This is a genomic window from Bacillus sp. WP8, from assembly GCF_000800825.1.
GTDB classification, from domain to species: domain Bacteria; phylum Bacillota; class Bacilli; order Bacillales; family Bacillaceae; genus Bacillus; species Bacillus safensis.
Genome location: NZ_CP010075.1, coordinates 758,570 through 775,451, shown reverse-complemented (window position 1 = coordinate 775,451; position 16,882 = coordinate 758,570). Strand labels below are relative to the sequence as shown.

Here is a 16,882-nt window from a genome sequence, read left to right as displayed (position 1 = left end):
GCTTTTTTTAATCTCGATCGACTTCCTTACGGAGATCATCTGCGACAAATTCTACATTCGTTCCAATAATAATTTGTACGGATGTTTTTCCAGAAGTCAGCACCCCTTTGGCGCCTGCTTTTTTCAATGTACCTTCATTTAATAAATTTGTATCCTCTACTGTTAAGCGAAGACGTGTGGCACAATGATCAATCGTGGTGATGTTGTCTTTGCCGCCAAGTCCCTCTACGAGCATACTCGCTCCTCCTGCCGTGACCACATCATCCGCTGCGATATCTTCCATGTCATCATCTTCCCTGCCTGGTGTTTTCAGCTTTAATAGTTTAATGAGGAAATAGAAAACGACAAAGTACACAACGCCATAAATGATTCCTACTACAAGAAGCATGATCGGTTTTTGCGCAATGCCAAAGCTTAAGACGTAATCAATCGCACCTGCTGAAAAGGCAAAACCGCTATGAATCCCGAGGGTGTTCACAATAAAAAGCGAAAGCCCTGTTAAAATAGCATGGACACCATATAAAAGTGGAGATAAAAACATAAAAGAAAATTCAATTGGTTCAGTGATCCCTGTAATAAATGATGTAAGTGCCATCCCAATCATCAGACCCGCTGTTGCTTTTCGCTTCTCAGGTTTTGCAGTCACAACCATGGCTAGACATGCCGCTGGCAGACCAAACATCATCACTGGGAAGAATCCTGTCATAAAGACACCCGCGCTTGGATCTCCTTTAAAGAATCGCGCTAAATCCCCTGTTGCCCCGCTGAATTCCCCGAATTGAAACCAAAATAAGTTATTCAAAACATGGTGCAGTCCCAATGGAATAAGCAATCGGTTAAAGAAACCAAACAGCCCTGCACCTGTTGCACCGAGACTTAAAATCCATTCCCCTAGATCATTGATCACACTTTGAATCGGAGGCCATACATATCCGAAAACGGCTGCTAATAGAATGGTGAAAAGTGCCGTCATAATAGGCACAAGCCGCCTTCCGCTAAAGAAACCTAAGTATTCCGGCAGTTTCGTATCCTTAAATTTATTGTAAACATAACCTGCCAAAAGCCCGCACAAAATACCGCCCAATACCCCCATATTGTTGGTTGAGTTGATCGATGTTGTACCGGCTGACAAAATAAAATAAGAAATCGCACCTGATAATGCCGCTGCCCCGTTCCCATCCTTTGAAATACCAATCGCTACACCCATTGCAAAAATTAAAGCCAAGTTCGCAAAAATTGCATTCCCTGCCTCATAAATAAACGGGATATTGAATACATCCTCACGCCCAATGGCCAAAATAATCCCTGCTGCTGGAAGTACAGCGATTGGAAGCATAAATGATTTTCCTAGCTTTTGAAAAAACTGAAACACCATCTGACTTCTCCCCCCTTTGTCATCATCATGACTAAATCGTTCATGATGTTCATAAAAAATATATCATATGCACGTCTAGTTATCTATACCAATTTGTCCACATCGATTTGAATTCCGCTCTTTACTCTTTTGGCGTAAAATGTGGTAAGCTATTGAATAGAATGAAGATATAGAAAGCGGGAATGAACAGTGATTGTCAAACATGATCATGAGTTAGAAGCCTTAAAAAAAGTCGGTCGAATTGTCGCTTTGGCAAGAGAAGAAATGAAAAGCCAAGCGAAACCAGGCATGTCTACAAAAGAATTAGATTTGATTGGGAAAAAAATATTAGAAGAGCATGGTGCCAATTCAGCACCTGAAAAGGAATACGACTTCCCTGGTACCACTTGTATCAGCGTGAACGATGAAGTGGCACACGGTATCCCTAGTGAAAAAACCATTTTACAAGAGGGTGACCTCGTAAACATTGATATCTCAGCAGAGCTTGACGGATATTATTCCGATACAGGCATTTCATTTGTTTTAGGTACAGGTGATGCTCGTCTTGAAGCATTATGTAAGTGTGCGGAGGATGCGTTCCTAGAAGGATTAAAGCATGCAAAAGCTGGTAAAAGACAAAACCAAATTGGCCGTGCGGTCTACAATACAGCGAAAGAACAAGGATTTACCGTTATTAAAAACCTGACAGGACACGGCATTGGGAAGAACCTGCATGAAGCACCTAACCATATTTTGAACTACTATGATCCATTCGATAATGCTTTGTTTAAAAATGGCACAGTTATTGCCTTCGAGCCCTTCATTTCAACAAATGCTGAATCGATTTATCAGGCTGATGATGGCTGGACATTTAAAACACCAGATAAAAGTCTAGTCGCACAGATTGAACATACCATTGTGATCACTAAAGACGAACCGATTATTTTAACAAAGCTGTAAGCCAGCGGATCCCTTCCTTTACTGGAGGGGATTTTTTCATGCCCGTTTCACGAATCTGTCACGACTAAACAAAAATGCCTGTGGTAAAATAGGCAAAGATATGCGAAAGGGGTCTTATTTGATATGTGGTTCATCATCATAGGTGTTATCTTTTTCATCGAAAGTATTATTTTAACGGTTGTAGGGATTAAGAAAAAACAATCCATGATGACCTATCTTGGTGTTATCATCATGATTATGACGGTCGGCATGATCCTCGTTACCCTCAACCCGCCAAATTCATAAATCAATATTTCCAGCATATACATGGATCATAGGCAGATAGAATCAGTTTTCATTTCTTGACACCTGCACGCTTTTCACGTCCTTTTTTGAGATGTTACAATGCAGGCAGTTTCAATTGAAAGGAGTTTTCTATCATGCATTATGGTAGCAAAGGCTGGTATGTCGAAGAATTGAAGAAGCTTGGTGTGACTAAGCATGAAGGAAGAAAGCTTCAAAGCTTAAAAACATATTTCCTTGCAAATCTTCTTGAGCAAAAGAAACGCAGCTCATAAGCGCTGAAAAGCCGTACATCTTAAGATGATGTACGGCTTTTTTTAAATGTGCTGAATTCGTTTTTCTAAAGACTTCCTCACCACATCTGCTAAAGCATCTACTTCAAGAACGGCTTTCAGTCTCTCTGGACTTGTTTGACGATATTTGACTTCATTGACCTCATGGACCGTAATGTGATGGGACGCTTTTTCTACGAGTACAAGCGATGCATCAGGCGGCACCATGCCTTCTTTCAGTACACGTAAATAAAAGCCTGTATACCCTGTTTTTTGCACTTCTTTTACAAGCTTCATGTTGCCATGCTTAACAGACAATTTCACACAAGGTTGTCTTGGCTGGCTCACCTCAACAAATGCATCTCCAAGCTGAAACACATCGCCAATATGCACATTCGTCTCGACTAGCTTGCGTACTGTTACATTCTCGCCAAAGGCAGCTTCCTGTAAAGGAATCCCTAAAAATTGCTCAAAGTAAGCATAATGATCATACGGAAAGACGCAGACGGCTTTATCATAGCCCCCATGATGAATCAAATCACCTTGGCCATCTCCCTCAAAATTGATCTGACTTAAATACACAGGCTCATGAATGCGCTTTTTGTTGATGGCTGTTTTAATTTCTTTTCCGTTCGCATAGGTGATGATAGGTTGTCCCACTTGGATTCCTTCTATGGCATATCTCTTCTGTCCCACGATGGCCATCTCCTTTGGTTGTCTACTGGCTTTTATTTTACATCGTTTGACAAACAAATCAAAGTCGAGGCGTGAAGATCAGATGCAGGCTATGGTACGATGTGAAAAAAGGAGAGATGACCATGGTTCATTATCACGCCATTGTAAAAGGACGTGTGCAAGGAGTCGGCTTTCGTTATTTTGTTCAGGGAGAAGCCGTCAATCGTGGAATGAAAGGCTGGGTACGCAACACTGATGAAGGTCATGTCGAGTTAAAGGTAGAAGGTGAGCAGCAGAAAGTAATTGATTTCTTAGAAACTGTCCGGAAAGGAAGTCCTTTTTCAAAAGTCACCGGCATGCAAATGGAGCCGCTCACGGAGCTGGCTCATTATCGAGATTTTCGAATACAGTCATAAAAAAAGCCTAGCTCTCGCTAGGCTTTCAGATTGTTGACAAAGGGCTAAAATGATCTTTATTTTAGCCCTTTGTCTTCCTTTCAGCATGATAGAAAACCTTTAGTCTAGGAAGGGCGAGTACCGGAGCGCAGACCTGACACCGAATGCGAGGGTTTGTCTACACGCTGAAAACCTAGCTCTCGCTAGGCTTTTTCTGTCCCGTGATAGGGCTTGTCTTGATAAAAATAGTTTGGTTTCACAATGGTATTGTCGTAATGCTTGTGGAATATATGGGTAGCTGCTGGTGATACAGGGGGAATCAGCCATGTCCAGTCCCCAGTCAGCTTGCGGTCAGCCTTCTCTTCCTGCTTTTCAAACTGCTTGAATTGATGTGCTGCTGTATGGTGATCAACAATCGTCACCCCTGCTTCGCGATAAGAATGGAGAACCGCCACATTCAATTCGACAATGGCTTTATCCTTCCAAAGGGACGAATTCTTGGTCGTGTCCAGTCCTAAAAGAGAAGCAACTTTTTTTAGCATATTATAGCGGTTTTCATCCGCTAGGTTGCGTGCGCCAATTTCTGTGCCCATATACCAGCCGTTGAACGGTGCAGCATTGTAATGAATACCGCCAATCTCTAATTTCATATCAGCAATAATCGGAACCGCATACCATCTTAGTCCCAAATCACGGAATCCATCATATTCAGGATGGGTGATCTCTACCTCTTGAACGATTTCTTTCGGAAGCTCATACAGAACAGGTGGCTGATCTTTTAGCTGAAACATGAGAGGCAAAATATCAAAATGTGTGCCCTCTCCTTTCCAGCCATGGGCTTCACATAATTTTGTTAATTCAAGAGACGCCTCGTCGCCGATGATGCCATATTCCGTCTCATAGCCTGCATAACGAACGAGCTGATGGTTATAAATGACGACTTCCTTCTGCTTGTTCCTCTCTGGGGGAAAGATCGTAATAGACGGTTTGATTTTTCCCCCATTTGTCGCATACTCAATATGATGAAAGAGCGCCTCTTTCACCTCATCCTCAGTCTTTACATGCCGGCAGTCATGCACTTGCAGGGTCGACCAAAACAAACGGCCAATGCAGCGGTTACTGTTGCGCCATGCCATTTTCGCCCCGTGAGCTAATTCCTCTAGTGTATGCGTATAACTACCTTCAGACTCAATTTCTTTTTTTATTTCATGCAGACGTGCTGCTTTCTCTTCATTTGACTTGTTTAATTCTTCATAGCATACAGAAATAAAAGCTTCTGCTTCATTCCACAACGCTTCTTGATTACTCAAACATACTCGCCTCACTTTAATACGAATATATCCATTGTAGCGGTTTCTATTGATAAATTCACTCGTTTCAAACCATTTTTTATCAAATCATCCGACCATTGTCCTTAGACAATAGATGATTCAATACGTATAAGGGTCTTTTGGAGCCAGCGGACATAGCCTTTTTCTCTTTCGATTGCTCTTGTCAGCACTAAGTAATGCCCAAATTGCGCTGAATGCAGTGATTCAGCAGAAGGATCTTCCTCTGTCAAAGCGTGCAGCTTTTGTTCCAGCACATCTACTTTCTTGGTGCGCTCTAAAAGTTGATATGCAAAGAGGTCAGCCGCTTCTTTTTTGTCCATGGAGGAGATAAAAAATGTTTTGAGCATGAATTCATCCTTTGTTGTTTCTGGAATCGGATCTTTTGTTCTTAACCACTGACGCAATTCTTCTTTTCCTGCCGCTGTGATTTGATAGACCTTCTTCTCCAGCTTTTTTCCTTGTATGTGAATATCAAATTCAATAAACCCTTCCTCTGTGAGACGCTTCAGCTCAGGGTAAATCTGACTGTGCTTTGCACTCCAAAACTGTCCAAGGGAGTCCTTAAAATGTTTCGTAATATCGTATCCTGTCAGCTCATGCTGATCCAGCAAGCCAAGAATGGCATATTTTAGTACTCTCATGATGTGCCTCCAACGCTTATTCTTTGACAATAGTATACCATAGACTTTAAAATAAACATGTAAATCACAACATGTTTGAAAAAACATCATTCTAATGAAAGAAGGAATAAACATGGATCAATTCGTTGGACTTCATATGATTTATACGTATGAAAATGGCTGGGAATATGAGATTTACATTAAAAACGATCACACCATTGATTACCGCATTCATAGCGGAATGGTTGGAGGACGCTGGGTCCGTGATCAGGAAGTAAATATTGTAAAGCTGACAAAAGGCGTATACAAAGTCTCTTGGACAGAACCAACTGGGACAGACGTCTCTCTAAACTTTATGCCTGAAGAAAAACGCATGCATGGCGTCATCTTCTTCCCAAAATGGGTGCATGAACGTCCAGACATCACCGTCTGCTATCAAAATGACTACATCGATCTCATGAAAGAATCTCGTGAAAAATACGAAACCTATCCGAAATATGTTGTCCCAGAATTTGCGGACATTACGTATATCCATCATGCAGGTGTGAATGACGAAACCATTATCGCAGAAGCACCATATGAAGGCATGACAGATGAAATAAGAGCTGGACGAAAATAAAAAAGCGGCACTAGGCGTGCCGCTTTTACATTTGATAAAATCTTAGCCCCTTTTTATTGAATGCCTAACGTCTTTTGAGGAAGCACGAAACGATAGACTGGCAGTTCATCACCTGTTTTTGAAGCGATAAACCCTGATGACATATAGCTGTCCTTTGATTCTGGTTCAAGGGCAAGTGACAGCAAATTGGTTTGCGGCTGTGCCGTGACATATACCTTTGTTCCTTTTGGCAGCTGACGTTTCTTGTCAACGAGTTTTGTTTCAAGCTGAATATCTGTTTTGCTCTTTTCCTCTCGTTTTGTCACCTTGTAGGCTTGTACCGGCACCTTCATGCCAACCGGCAATGTGACACTTTTTAACCCTAATGTTCTGAGTTTCCTTTCTACTCCTTCATGCCCCGGAAGAATGAGGTAAGCTGTCGGCCGTTCTCTCGTTAAGACAGGAACAGCATCGCTCGCACTATGAAAACGTACAGGAACATTGGTGGTCTGTCCTTTCTCAATATCAACCATTTCCAGCTTGTCATCAACAGGTGATTTGAAAGCATCTTGAATGACGACTTGATCGTCATCTTTTGGATGAAGCCCTTTTTTCACAAGCTTCAGCCGCTCCGTCACCATTTGCTGCTTCACCTGCTTGGCATGTTTCACCGTGGTCTCAATGATTTTTTCATGGGTGGCTACTTGCGCAGCGACGCGGCGGGAAAAATCCTCTCTCCCAATCCCAATCCCTCTGCTTTCTACAAGAAATGACAGGGCTGGCGAAAGTGCAAGGGCATTTCGGCCAATTCGCGCATCCGTTCCACCTTCATAAATGTCGATCTTGCCATCCTTTCCTCTTGTGTTTGTATAATACGAATCGTTAGAAAACCCTTTATTCGTCAGCGTTTCACGAACTCCATTAACATATAACTCATTTGATGTCAGCCGGATGCTTTCAGGAATGTTTAGATTCTTCCCTGATAGAATAAGCAAATCATGATATTTGAGAGCGCCTGATGAACCGATATCTTCAAACTGCTTTTGACCCACATCGTATTCATGGGCATCAATGACCACTTCTGGCGCATACCGATTAAATTCTTGATGCAGTGCTGTCAATTCTGGAGATTCTAATGTCATATGATCACGGTTTCCATCTAATCCGTTTGCCAGTCTGCGGTCAAACGCATAAGAACCATCAGGATTGATTCTTGGGACAATGATGATATTGACATGATTAAGTATACGGTCTCCTTCTTCACCTGCTAATCGTTTTGCAATGACGAGAGCAGATTCACCGGAGGCTGGTTCATTTCCGTGTATTTGTGCTTGGAGCCAGATTGTTGGCTTTTTTGAAAGTGGAGTAATCGAGCGATCCTTTGTAAAGTACAGGGCCTGGATGGACCTGCCTTCAATGGATGTTCCAATCTGTTTCTGCGTGGCGTAAGGACTTTTGTGGACAATGTCTCGTAAGAAAGTTTGAAGCTCTTCTTGTGTTGTAAATGTTTCTTCTTTTTTCTGAAAGGCAGGGGTATCAAACGTCTCGTCAGGCTCAGGGTATAGCTTTTTCACTGAAGCCGGCTGTTCATAATTCTTTCCGTAATAAGGGGTTTCTGCATGAGCTGAAGCTGGGCTCACCATCGACAAACTGCCTGCCATGAGGCATACAGCAGCAAAAAGAATCGTGCCTTTTCGTTTGGACATGCTATCCTCTCCCTTCGTTGATTTGCATTATAAAGAAAAAAACAGCAAAAGTGTCAGTATTTTTCAAAAATAAATCTTTTGGAGGAACAGGCATCTCTTTGTCTAGGGCAAATGAATGGAGCCTCCCCAGCAATATGACCTAAAAAAAGTGCCTGCTCACAGCAGACACTTTTTATTTACCAGATGGAAATAGCCCCAATGAGAACTGCCATGACAGTCATAGCGACAACTGCCAGCACAGCCCATTTCATCCCAAATTTCTGATGCTGATCCAGTGATACGCCAACAAGTCCAACAAGTAAATGAGTCGATGGAACAAGTGGACTTAACATATGAATCGGCTGACCAATAATAGAGGCTCTGGCAATCTCAATTTTATCGACACCGTAAGCTGCCGCTGTTTCTGATAGGATCGGCAGTACGCCATAAAAGTATGCATCATTCGGCATAAAGAAAGTAAAGATCCCGCTTGTTAATGCGACAATGACTGGAATAAAGCCGCCAAGCTGCTCTGGAATTGCAGATACAATCGAAATCGCCATTTCATCAACCATTTTCGTTCCAGTTAGAATACCTGTAAAAACACCTGCCGCAAAAATCATCGAGGCAATGGCTAAAACGTTTGTGGAGTGAGCCGCAATTCGCTCACGCTGCTGGTCCAAGTTCGGATAGTTCACAATAATTGCCACACAGAAAGCAAGAACAAATAGAACAGTTAAACTGACTTTACCTGATACAAGCAGCAGCACCAATAACAAAGTCAGCGCCAGGTTAAACCACCAAAGCTTCGGTCGTTTGATGTCATCTTGCAGTGCAGCTGCCATTTCATTTGCATGAATCGGCTGGTCAAGTTCAATGACACCAAGACGTTTTCTTTCGGCTTTTCCAAGAAAATAAGCAACAATAATCATACTGAGAACCCCTGCACCAATGACTGGAATCATCGGGCCAAATAAAAGTGAAGGATCGACCCCAAGTGCACTCGCTGCTCTAGGTGTGGCTCCTCCCCACGGAATTGTATTCATAATTCCCATGCCAACTCCGGCAATTCCGGCTAAAATAATTGGTCGGATGCCAAGCAGTGTAAATAGTGGAAGCATCGCTGTTGTTGTAATCATATATGTCGTTGTTCCGTCACCATCAAGTGCAACAAGCATCGTCAGGACAGCTGTTCCGACCACGATTTTTAATGGATCGCCTTTAACGATTTTTAAAATTTTCGCCACCATTGGGTCAAATAAACCCGCATCAATCATAATGCCAAAGTACAAAATCGCAAACATGATCATGACCGCTGTCGGTGCGACTTGCTGCACGCCTTTGACAATCATGTCTGAAATTTCAGTAAAATGAAAACCTGCAATAAGAGCAAATGCAATCGGTGTTAACACCAATGCCGTTAAAACAGACATACGTTTCGTCATAATCAAAACCATAAATACTATCATCATAAGAAATCCTAAGATTGCTAACATATTGTTCACCCCTTATGTTGTATACGCTTTCATTAATGTGTTGGTATCCCATTTCCAACCCTTTTTGTCATCATATCTGAGGTGAGAATTGAAGTAAATATTATGAATTTTAATTCTTTTTCGGTCGATAAATGCTTTTTGTTCATTTTGTTCAAACATTGGGCTTTTTCATTCCATGAAAAAAACAAAGGGTTTAATTTAGCCCTTTGTCTTCTTGATAGAAGTCTAGGAAAGACGAGTACTGGAGCGGAGCGAATGTGAGATTGGTGAGCACCGGCACGCAGGACTGCGGGCGAATGCAAGGGTTTGTCTACACGCTGGAAGCGGTCTCACTCGACCGCTTGTTCTCCTTGTATCAATTGCTCGTATTGCCTTAATTGATCTTCCATAAAGATCTTTGCCTCTTTGCTGTTCATATAACGACTTGTCCAGCCCTTTTGCTTTAATCGTTTTTTCCATAACCTCGTTTTCGTCATTTTTTGAAGAAGCTGATCCCATTCACGAATGTCATGCTGACTCATTTGTTTTGGGCCCATCACACCGCGCCAATGGGAAAAGATGAGCGGTATGCCCTGCTCTTTCCATGTCGGCACATCTTCAAATCCATCTAAGCGCTCGCTGGTTGTCGTCGCTACGAGCTTCAGCCTCTTTTTTTCATAATCATGACGAACCTCTGTAATAGTAGTCGTTGCTGCATCTACCTCATGGTCGATGAGCGCCTGAAATAAATCATCTGCACTGTCAAATTTCAGAAATTGAATGCGATATGGATCAATCCCTGCCATTTCTGCTGCCCGGGCGAATGAGATTTGATCATCATTTCCAAAGTCAGGGGCAAAACCAATTTTTAAGGAATCTGGTTTTTTCTTGAGTGCGTGTAACAGCTCCTTCCCATTTGCAAAAGGAGAATCCACTGGGACTGCGACGACCTGCCACTCTTCTGCAAGGATTGCCAGCGGTGTCACATCATTCATCGTCACGTTACTGCTGCCAAGCAAGTTACGGCTTAACAATAAGCTTGAATTTAAACTGATATAGTTGGCTTCTCGCTCCATCATGTAGGTCCATCCTTTATCCACCGTTCCGCCTCTTTGATAAAGAATGTTCACAGGCCGGTTCACCAGCTTCTCTTGTTCAAGCACTGATTTCATCACCTGAGCCGTTTGGTCAAATCCCCCCTCTGGTACACCCGACACCACAATATATAAGGAGCTTTGCTGAAGGAAAGAATCTCCGGCCTTTTTTTCATTAAAAGTGAGCGTGATACAAAGGCAGAGCACGATAACAAAAAATATTGCTTTTTTCATCTTTTATGACTCCGCTTGTTTGGCAGGATAATATTTACGTTCTGGTCTGCCAATGATTCCGTATGCAAGCTCTGCCCGGCATTCCCCTGTTGTCACAAGGTACTCTACGTACCGTCTCGCAGTTGTACGTGATGCGCCCATCTTTTCCCCGAGTTCTTCTGCTGTAATTCCGCTATTTTCAGATGCCATCAATGTTTTCACTTTATCCAAGGTCAGTGAATTAATGCCTGTGGGGAGATCTCTGTCATCCCTTTGTTTTGGCTCTTCCTGCATTTGCCCAAAAAACAGATCGATCATCGTTTGATTGACTTCATCCTTTGAATTGATGATGTCTTTCTTTTCTTTATATTCGGTTAAAACTTGTGCAAACTTTTGTGCAGTTACCGGTTTGATTAAATAATGAACCACTCCGTAATGAAGTGCATCTCTTAAAAGCGTCGTTTCCGTTGCAGCCGTGATAATGATCACATCTACTTCAGGACAGCGTTCTCTTAAAAGCGGCAGCAAGTTTGTGCCGAGCTCATCAGGCATATAGACATCAAGTAAGATGAGATCAACTTGCTCCCTTTGGAGCGCCTCCCACATATCCTTTGCACTCTTTGCCTTTCCGGCGACCTTAAATCCTTCTATCTTTTGTATATAAGATTCATGAATGGCAGCGATTCGAAAATCATCCTCCGCAATGAGTACCTTAATCACCATCTATTCCCCCTTTGTGCCTTTCGGTATGTATACAGTGAAGATGGCACCGCCTTCTTTTTGGTTCGCAACTTCAATCCAGCCCCCAAGCTCGTCCAATACTTCTTTCACATTCGCAAGCCCGTAGCCTCGTCCTTCTCCCTTTGACGAATGGCCTCTTGTGAAAATCTGTGACAGTTCCTCTTCATTCACTCCATCACCTGAATCTGACACTTCTATGATAATATCAAACCCAATATCTGTGATGAATAGATCTACCTCGCGCTTCTCCTTATTTATTACAGCTTCAAAAGCATTGTCTACGAGATTGCCAATGATGGTGATAAAGTGAGATAGACTTAAATGTGCTGGGAGCGGCTCAAGTGAGCTATTTTCATCAATGTGAAATTGGACTTTCTTCTCAGATGCTTTCCCTAACTTGCCAAGTAAGATCGCTTGTATTTTAGGAGACCGAATCTGCTTCATGAGTAAATCGTGCTGTCGGTTTTGCAGATGATATTCTTCTTTAATTAAGTCGATGGCTTCATCGACTTGATTCAGCTCAAGCAGGCCTAAGATGGCATACAGCTTATTTGAGAATTCATGCGTTTGTGCCCTTAGGTCTTCTGAATATTGGCTGACCTCTGTTAATGTATCCAGCAGCTTCGTCAGTTCTGTTTTCTCCCTGAAGCTCACAATCCCTCCGAATACTCGATTGTCCTGCATTACCTTTTTCACATTTAAAACATAGGTTTTATCATTGACGACGGTTTCGATGTTAGGTTCAATCGTCTCTGCCTTTAAATAGAAAAGAAGTTTGGCATTTGGCAAGACTTGATCAATATGAAGGGGCAGTTCTGATGAGACGCGCAGCATATGTTCAGCTGATGTATTCATCATCGTAATCGCGCCTTTCTGGTCAAACGCAATGATCCCTTCTTTTATAGCGAGCAGCATCGCTTCTCTTTCTCGATACAGCGAAGCAATTTCATGCGGCTCAAGCCCTAATGTATCTTTTCGAATACTCTTCGTTAAAAAAATCGCACCGAATATGCCAGGCAAGAGCACTAAAAGGGCAATATAGCTAAGCTTCAATAGCTGATGAGCTGTTGCTTGATCGATTTCCTTTTTTAAAAATTCGACGGTGACTGTCCCAATAATTTCTTCATGCCCTTCTGTTTCTTTCATAATGGGTGCACTGCCTCTGACAACGGTTTCACCATTAGAATCATCAGTGGATATAGAAGTTCCTCCAAATAAGAGGGTACTTCTTCCTTCCGATACACTGATGGTTTTTCCTACGTCCTCATGATTCGTATGAACAAGAACCTTTCCTTTTCGGTTGGTAATGAAGATGGCATGTGCTCTTACTTGCTCCTTCATTTGCTCAAGCACTGCCTGTTCTTCATTTTGGGAAGCTGACACCGCCACCGATGCTTTAATGGGCGGCATATATGATATCGTTCTAGCGGTCTGCACCGCCAGCTGTTCAGCTTGTCCCTGCCTTTCCGATGTCTGCAGAAAACCAAAACAAATGGTTAATAATGCAATGACAACAAGCAAAAGCCCGATAATTAACCCCAAAATTTTCGTTTGTAAAGTAACTTTCCTTTTGCCCATCCTCACCGCTACAACCCCTAATTCAGTAGATTCACCCGAATAGACTCTAAGAAAATGATATCATTTTTTCTTACTAAGTTAAGAGAAAATTCTTTCAAACAAAAAAGGACGACTCAGAATCGAGTCATCCCTGTATGCCTATTACGTGATCGATAAACCAGCACTCGCATAGCCTGCTACGGTATTCACTAAGGATAGACCTGTAGCTGATGCAGAGAATACAACAAGCAATCGTGTTTCCGGTGTGACTGGTACATTTAGACCAGTCGCAATACCGTTTGAAATAGCACCCAGTGTTAAAACTCCAGTTAAAGCTGGGGCTAATGTGACACTCGCTACTTGTGTAAAGCTGTTATTTGGTGTCGGTGAAGCGAATAGACTAGCCGTTACGGTAACACTCGTGCCAACTAAAGAAAGAGCTGCTGTTGTGCTGAAATAGCCGGCAAATGACGTGATTGTTCCAGCTCTTGGAACTGAGAACGCCATGTTGATTAATGTACCCGCAGCGCCTGTTAAATCAATAACTCCGCCTACAATACTGACACCTGTCGCTGAGTTACCAAATCCGATCAAACTGGATGTTCCAACAAGTCCGCCTGCAATTGTTGTCAGGACAGCAGGTGTACCTGAAGCAAATGGAATGATCGCACTCGATCCTGTCACACCTGTTGGACCTGTTGCTCCGGTCGCTCCGGTACCTGTGACGCCGGTGGCTCCGGTTACTCCTGTTGCACCTGTTAAACCTGTGGCACCAGTGGCTCCGGTTACTCCCGTTGCTCCTGTTGCTCCGGTTACCCCAGTTGCACCTGTTAAACCCGTGGCGCCAGTGGCTCCGGTTGCTCCTGTTACTCCTGTGACGCCGGTGGCTCCGGTCGCTCCTGTACCCGTGACTCCCGTTGCTCCTGTATCACCCGTAACACCAGTGGCTCCGGTTACTCCCGTTGCTCCTGTTGCTCCGGTTACCCCAGTTGCACCTGTTAAACCCGTGGCGCCAGTGGCTCCGGTCGCTCCTGTTACTCCTGTGACGCCGGTGGCTCCGGTCGCTCCTGTACCCGTGACTCCCGTTGCTCCTGTATCACCCGTAACACCAGTGGCTCCGGTTACTCCCGTTGCTCCCGTTGCTCCTGTTGCTCCGGTTACCCCAGTTGCACCTGTTAAACCCGTGGCGCCAGTGGCTCCGGTCGCTCCTGTTACTCCTGTGACGCCGGTGGCTCCGGTCGCTCCTGTACCCGTGACTCCCGTTGCTCCTGTATCACCCGTTACCCCAGTTGCTCCGGTTACTCCTGTTGCTCCCGTTGCTCCTGTATCACCTGTTACCCCAGTTGCCCCGGTTACTCCTGTTGCTCCGGTAATACCTGCGGCGGCCAATAACGTATAGTCTGGGGACGTATCTGGTGTACCTGTTGGTGGTGTTGTATTCACAACATAGGTTCCACCTTCATATGTCACCACTTGACCTACTGGATAGGTTGGGGCTGTAGCTGGGTCAAACGCCAGGATGCCAGTTAATCCTACACCCGTTACTCCGGTGGCTCCAGTTGCTCCCGTTGCTCCCGTTGCTCCAGTAACACCTGTGACGCCGGTCGCTCCTGTATCTCCTGTGGCTCCGGTCACTCCTGTACCCGTGACTCCCGTTGCTCCTGTATCACCCGTTACACCAGTTGCTCCTGTCGCTCCGGTTACTCCTGTGACTCCAGTATCACCGGTTACCCCAGTTGCTCCTGTGACGCCGGTGGCTCCGGTAACACCTGCGGCTGCTAATAACGTATAGTCTGGAGAAGTATCCGGTGTGCCTGTTGGCGGTGCTGTATTGACCAGATATGTTCCGCCTTCATATGTCACCACTTGACCTACTGGATAGGTTGGCGCTACTGCTGGATCAAACGCTGCGACTCCGGATAAACCGACTCCAGTCGCTCCAGTCACTCCTGTTGCCCCGGTTTCACCAGTTACCCCTGTTGCACCTGTTGGTCCTGTGACGCCGGTGGCACCAGTTTCTCCTGTCGCTCCTGTGACCCCTGTTGCACCTGTTTCACCGGTGGCTCCCGTACCAGTAGCTCCCGTTGGACCAATTTCCCCCGTCGCTCCCGTTTCACCTGTGGCTCCGGTTGGACCAATTTCTCCTGTTGCTCCTGTGACGCCAGTGACTCCGGTTGGACCAACCTCTCCCGTTGGTCCTGTCACTCCTGTTGCGCCGGTGGAACCCGTGACTCCTGTACCGGTTGCTCCTGTAACGCCAGTCGCTCCTGCAGCGGCCAATAACGTATAATCTGGTGACGTATCTGGTGTGCCTGTTGGTGGCGCCGTGTTAACAAGGTAGGTTCCTCCTTCATATGTCACCACTTGACCTACTGGATAAGTTGGCGCTACTGCTGGATCAAACGCTGCAACTCCGGATAAACCGACTCCAGTCGCTCCGGTCACTCCTGTTGCCCCTGTTTCACCAGTTACCCCAGTTAAACCTGTTGGTCCTGTGACGCCGGTTGCTCCTGTTTCACCTGTTGCACCGGTTGCTCCTGTACCAGTGGCGCCGGTTGGACCAATTTCCCCCGTTGCTCCTGTGACGCCAGTCGCTCCCGTTTCACCTGTGGCTCCGGTTGCTCCTGTGCCGGTGGCGCCGGTTGGACCAATTTCCCCCGTTGCTCCTGTGACGCCAGTCGCTCCCGTTTCACCTGTGGCTCCGGTTGCTCCTGTTCCAGTGGCGCCGGTTGGACCAATTTCCCCCGTTGCTCCTGTGACGCCGGTCGCTCCCGTTTCACCTGTTGCACCGGTTGCTCCTGTGCCGGTGGCGCCCGTAACTCCTGTCGCTCCTGCAGCAGCTAAAAGCGTATAATCTGGGGAAGTATCGGGTGTACCTGTTGGCGATGCTGTGTTTACAAGATACGTCTCGCCTTCATATGTCACCACTTGACCTACTGGATACCCTGGTGCCGCTGCCGCATCAAACGGAACAACTCCAGTTAGACCTACACCGGTAGCGCCGGTTGCCCCAGTCGGACCGGGATCTCCCGTAACACCTGTTGGTCCTGTACCTGTTGCTCCTGCAGCAGCTAAAAGCGTATAGTCCGGTGATGTATCAGGCGTCCCTAATGGCGGTGCTGAATTGACCACATACGTACTGCCATCGTATGTCACCACTTGCCCTACTGGGTAGGCTGGTGCTACTGCTGGATCAAATGCCAGAATGCCTGTTAAACCTACACCTGTTGGACCGATTGGACCTGCTGGACCTGCTGGGCCCGCTGGACCTGCTGGACCTGCTGCACCCGCCGGACCTGCTGGGCCTCTTCTTCCTCTCCCGCCTGGCGGACCTTGAATCACACAAACACAAGGATCTTTTCCGCAGCAAGGATTTTTCACTGGTTTTCCTGGCTTCCCTGATCTTCCTTTCTTACAACTATCACATTCCCAGCCATCATCCTTATACGCATCATACCAGCTTCCTTTTTGGTAGTGGTCTGTCGAATGAGTTGGATATGTCTTTCCGCATTGTCTACATCTTCTCATAGAATCACCCCCATCCATCGTATTCATCATGATTTAGAAAGGTGTATGTACACTTTTATTTTTTTATTAATCAAAAGACCTTGCACTTCATATACAAGGTCT

Annotated in this window: 15 protein-coding genes; 5 read left to right on the top strand and 10 right to left on the bottom strand. The window is 45.0% G+C overall.

Features of this window, described 5'->3' with window-relative positions:
* Nucleotides 1-7: 7 nt before the first annotated feature.
* Complete coding sequence (nagE, locus tag QR42_RS03730; protein WP_039177113.1) at nt 8-1,375, bottom strand: N-acetylglucosamine-specific PTS transporter subunit IIBC; 1,368 nt, start codon at nt 1,373-1,375, stop codon at nt 8-10.
* A gap of 189 nt (nt 1,376-1,564) precedes the next feature.
* Here nagE and map point away from each other — a divergent pair, with 189 nt between their 5' ends.
* The 3 genes from map to QR42_RS18815 all read left to right on the top strand — a co-directional run bounded on the left by map (nt 1,565) and on the right by QR42_RS18815 (nt 2,871).
* The gene (gene map, locus QR42_RS03725) at nt 1,565-2,314 is read left to right on the top strand and encodes a type I methionyl aminopeptidase (RefSeq protein ID WP_024424611.1); all 750 of its coding nucleotides are present in this window, start codon (nt 1,565-1,567) and stop codon (nt 2,312-2,314) included.
* Between the two features lie 123 nt (nt 2,315-2,437).
* Complete coding sequence (locus QR42_RS19400) at nt 2,438-2,599, top strand: hypothetical protein (RefSeq protein ID WP_087976421.1); 162 nt, start codon at nt 2,438-2,440, stop codon at nt 2,597-2,599.
* A 134-nt stretch (nt 2,600-2,733) separates the two neighbouring features.
* Nucleotides 2,734-2,871 (top strand): YflJ family protein, encoded by a 138-nt coding sequence (locus tag QR42_RS18815; protein ID WP_064497716.1) that lies wholly within the window; start codon nt 2,734-2,736, stop codon nt 2,869-2,871.
* A 42-nt stretch (nt 2,872-2,913) separates the two neighbouring features.
* Here QR42_RS18815 and QR42_RS03720 read toward each other — a convergent pair whose 3' ends face one another.
* Entirely contained in the window at nt 2,914-3,564 is a 651-nt protein-coding gene (locus QR42_RS03720; RefSeq protein ID WP_039177111.1) for an MOSC domain-containing protein, read from the bottom strand.
* A 122-nt stretch (nt 3,565-3,686) separates the two neighbouring features.
* On the opposite strand from QR42_RS03720, the gene QR42_RS03715 reads away from it, so the two are divergent.
* Nucleotides 3,687-3,959 carry an acylphosphatase gene (locus tag QR42_RS03715; RefSeq protein WP_039177109.1) on the top strand — a complete coding sequence of 91 codons (273 nt, stop codon included), beginning with the start codon at nt 3,687-3,689 and terminating at the stop codon, nt 3,957-3,959.
* Between the two features lie 182 nt (nt 3,960-4,141).
* Here the strand turns inward: QR42_RS03715 and QR42_RS03710 are convergent, their stop codons facing one another.
* Together QR42_RS03710 and QR42_RS03705 are read right to left on the bottom strand one after the other, a co-directional pair.
* Complete coding sequence (locus QR42_RS03710; RefSeq protein ID WP_039177108.1) at nt 4,142-5,248, bottom strand: nitric oxide synthase oxygenase; 1,107 nt, start codon at nt 5,246-5,248, stop codon at nt 4,142-4,144.
* A gap of 104 nt (nt 5,249-5,352) precedes the next feature.
* Complete coding sequence (locus QR42_RS03705; RefSeq protein WP_039177106.1) at nt 5,353-5,910, bottom strand: PadR family transcriptional regulator; 558 nt, start codon at nt 5,908-5,910, stop codon at nt 5,353-5,355.
* 112 nt (nt 5,911-6,022) lie between these two features.
* Between QR42_RS03705 and QR42_RS03700 the strand changes: the two genes are divergently transcribed.
* Nucleotides 6,023-6,508: a phenolic acid decarboxylase gene (locus QR42_RS03700; protein WP_008341777.1), complete on the top strand. Its 486-nt coding sequence runs from the start codon at nt 6,023-6,025 to the stop codon at nt 6,506-6,508.
* A gap of 53 nt (nt 6,509-6,561) precedes the next feature.
* Here QR42_RS03700 and QR42_RS03695 read toward each other — a convergent pair whose 3' ends face one another.
* The 6 genes from QR42_RS03695 to QR42_RS18805 all read right to left on the bottom strand — a co-directional run bounded on the left by QR42_RS03695 (nt 6,562) and on the right by QR42_RS18805 (nt 16,780).
* Nucleotides 6,562-8,193 carry a M14 family metallopeptidase gene (locus QR42_RS03695; protein ID WP_039177100.1) on the bottom strand — a complete coding sequence of 544 codons (1,632 nt, stop codon included), beginning with the start codon at nt 8,191-8,193 and terminating at the stop codon, nt 6,562-6,564.
* Nucleotides 8,194-8,369: 176 nt separating this feature from the next.
* Nucleotides 8,370-9,668, bottom strand: a complete 1,299-nt coding sequence (locus QR42_RS03690) for an Mg(2+)/citrate complex secondary transporter CitM (RefSeq protein WP_034283666.1) — start codon at nt 9,666-9,668, stop codon at nt 8,370-8,372.
* A 329-nt stretch (nt 9,669-9,997) separates the two neighbouring features.
* Nucleotides 9,998-10,975 (bottom strand): tripartite tricarboxylate transporter substrate-binding protein, encoded by a 978-nt coding sequence (locus tag QR42_RS03685; RefSeq protein ID WP_039177098.1) that lies wholly within the window; start codon nt 10,973-10,975, stop codon nt 9,998-10,000.
* Nucleotides 10,976-10,978: 3 nt separating this feature from the next.
* On the bottom strand, nt 10,979-11,674 hold the full coding sequence (locus QR42_RS03680; RefSeq protein ID WP_025092679.1) for a response regulator: 696 nt from the start codon (nt 11,672-11,674) through the stop codon (nt 10,979-10,981).
* Nucleotides 11,675-11,677: 3 nt separating this feature from the next.
* Entirely contained in the window at nt 11,678-13,273 is a 1,596-nt protein-coding gene (locus tag QR42_RS03675) for a sensor histidine kinase (RefSeq protein WP_039177096.1), read from the bottom strand.
* A gap of 141 nt (nt 13,274-13,414) precedes the next feature.
* Entirely contained in the window at nt 13,415-16,780 is a 3,366-nt protein-coding gene (locus QR42_RS18805; protein WP_084096355.1) for an exosporium glycoprotein BclB-related protein, read from the bottom strand.
* Nucleotides 16,781-16,882 lie beyond the last annotated feature (102 nt).